4 protein-coding genes and 1 pseudogene are annotated in these 2,074 nt (G+C 56.4%); all 5 read left to right on the plus strand.

All coding sequences use genetic code 11. From position 1 onward, the window contains the following. The first annotated feature begins 10 nt into the window (after positions 1-10). A complete protein-coding gene (locus J5224_RS35620; protein WP_319802486.1) occupies positions 11-121 on the plus strand; it encodes a hypothetical protein in 111 nt (36 codons plus the stop codon). Beyond that, complete coding sequence (locus J5224_RS25620; RefSeq protein ID WP_264628017.1) at positions 70-501, plus strand: hypothetical protein; 432 nt, start codon at positions 70-72, stop codon at positions 499-501. Before J5224_RS35620 ends, J5224_RS25620 begins: the two co-directional genes overlap by 52 nt. A 10-nt stretch (positions 502-511) precedes the next feature. Continuing rightward, complete coding sequence (locus tag J5224_RS25625) at positions 512-913, plus strand: hypothetical protein (RefSeq protein ID WP_264628018.1); 402 nt, start codon at positions 512-514, stop codon at positions 911-913. Continuing rightward, complete coding sequence (locus J5224_RS25630) at positions 861-1,838, plus strand: YscQ/HrcQ family type III secretion apparatus protein (protein WP_264628019.1); 978 nt, start codon at positions 861-863, stop codon at positions 1,836-1,838. Before J5224_RS25625 ends, J5224_RS25630 begins: the two co-directional genes overlap by 53 nt. 94 nt (positions 1,839-1,932) lie before the next feature. Further along, positions 1,933-2,074 (plus strand): annotated as a pseudogene (locus J5224_RS25635) (EscR/YscR/HrcR family type III secretion system export apparatus protein); the annotation flags it as partial.

The following is a 2,074-nucleotide window of genomic DNA, read 5'->3' on the forward strand; positions in this document are numbered from 1 at the left end:
GCTCGCCGATCTGGCGGTAGAAAAGCACGCGGCGATCAATGCGTTTTTACAACAGCAGGAGAATGAACCATGTCATCGCGATCTGTTACTGCAACGGCTAAGTGCGCTGGTCACGCCATGACGCTGCGGGCGTTATTGGCTATCAAGCAGCGTCGGGAAATCGCCTTGCGCCGACAACTGGCACAGCAACGTTCTCAACTTCGTCAACTGGAACAGGATATCTACACCTGTTCGACCCATCGCGCGTTGCTGGCAGAAAAACGAAACGCCTGGCTGGGCTGGTCCGGCACGCGCATCAGCGATGAACTGCTGGCGCATAAGCAGACACTGATGGCACTGCGCGATGAGGATCAGCAGTGGATGGCTAACCAGATGGCGTTGTCTGAGGAACAGCGAGCCGTATTGGCCCAGCAACACGCGGTAAGGCAAGCGCTGAATGTTGTCATGAAAAAAAAGGAAAAACTGCACAGTGTGCTCAACGATACAGGCTGTAGACGATGAGTCGCTATCCATGAGTACCACACGCATTGAAGGGAGTCTGTGGCACACGCTGCCGGAACAGGAGGCGATCGACGCGGAAACCGCGATGGACGCTCAGAAATTTATGCAACTGATAGCCCAAAAGGCAACGCATTGCGCCTCTTCTCCGCTTTCACCGCATGCGCATCGCCGGCAGCGTTATCGCATGGTGACTGGCGATGGGGAAGTGATCCTGTGTGAGATCAGCGAGCGAGCCGGTGAACTTCATCTTTGTATTCAGGTGTCTCAGCGCGAGCTGTTCGACACGTTGAGCCTTATTTCGTCCTGGCTCTGCGCCCGTTTGCGCGAGGCAGGACATGCCGTTGTACTGGAGGTTGACTATGTTAAGGACGACCCGGGAAGCGTGGAGCCTGGCACAGCATCTTCCTCCTGAGGGCGTGACCGCGGGTGAATTGCATCTCGGCTTACAAACCTGGACCCGTGCTCAAACCGGGGTAGTCATTGCGCTCTCTTTTGCGCAGGACGCAGCGGTGAGCCACGTTTGGCTGGAGGATGCCGGGTGGCGGACACTGTGCGAGCAAATGCTGGGCACTGCTGAGGTGGCAATGGTGGATACGCTATTGCTTGAGGACATCGCGCAGTGGGCGTTGTCGCCGTTGCTGGCACAGTGCCAAGCCAGCATGGTGCGGCAGAATGCGGCACCACGCCCTTGTAGCATTCTGCCCGAACAATGGGACATCGTCGTTACCTGGCAGGTGGAACAGGTTGCCTTTCAGGCTGTGTTGTTTGGCAATACCGACGTTGGTTTTAAGCACCTGCATGCGTTGATCGTGCCTGATGACATCCCCACAGGCCCATTGCCGCCGTTGCAGTGTGCGCTTTATGCCGGGGAGTGTGAGCTGCCGCTTTCTGCTTTGCAGCGGCTGACGTTGGGGGACGGGATCGCGATACAGGCGTATGGCGATCTGCGTGCAGGACATTTCGTTTTATCGCCGCTGCTGGGGCTGGCGGCGTATGTCCAGATAAACGGAGATAACACGATGCACTGTAGAGCGTTAGGCGCTGAACTCGAAAACCGCGCGATTGACATACCAGATCAACCCACCGGCGCAGAATCCATGTCGGTGGATCTTGCGGCGCTGCCGCAAAAACTGTTGGTTGAAGTGGGCCAGGTCACACTGACACTGGGATCGCTGCGAACGTTACAGGTGGGCGATACGGTGGCGGTGAATACCGAGTTCTCTCCAGAAGTAACATTGAAGTTGAATGGACGTGCCATCGGCAAAGGTGCGCTGATTGGCTGCGGCGACCGCTTTTTGGTGCAAATCCGGCAATGGTATCTCACCGCACAAGATTGAACGCGGGTGGGGTAAAGATAGGGTGAATGCCGGGTAGGTGCGTCTGGTTTAGCCGAGGTATAAGGGGGCGTGAACCCTACACTGTGGATATAACATGTCACTACCTGACTCTCCCTGGCAGTTAATTGCGCTGCTGTTTGTGCTCTCGCTGCTGCCGCTGATTATCGTTATGGGGACCTCGTTTCTCAAACTGGCGGTGGTCTTTTCCATCCTGCGTAATGCGTTGGGGATCCAGC

The sequence above is a fragment of the Candidatus Symbiopectobacterium sp. NZEC135 genome (assembly GCF_025962695.1).

What these genes read in the sequence shown, in the direction of transcription:
- J5224_RS25620 (WP_264628017.1), top strand. Translation starts at nt 70, where the DNA reads ATGTCATCGCGATCTGTTACTGCAACGGCTAAGTGCGCTGGTCACGCC.
- J5224_RS25625 (WP_264628018.1), top strand. Translation starts at nt 512, where the DNA reads ATGAGTACCACACGCATTGAAGGGAGTCTGTGGCACACGCTGCCGGAA.
- J5224_RS25630 (WP_264628019.1), top strand. Translation starts at nt 861, where the DNA reads ATGTTAAGGACGACCCGGGAAGCGTGGAGCCTGGCACAGCATCTTCCT.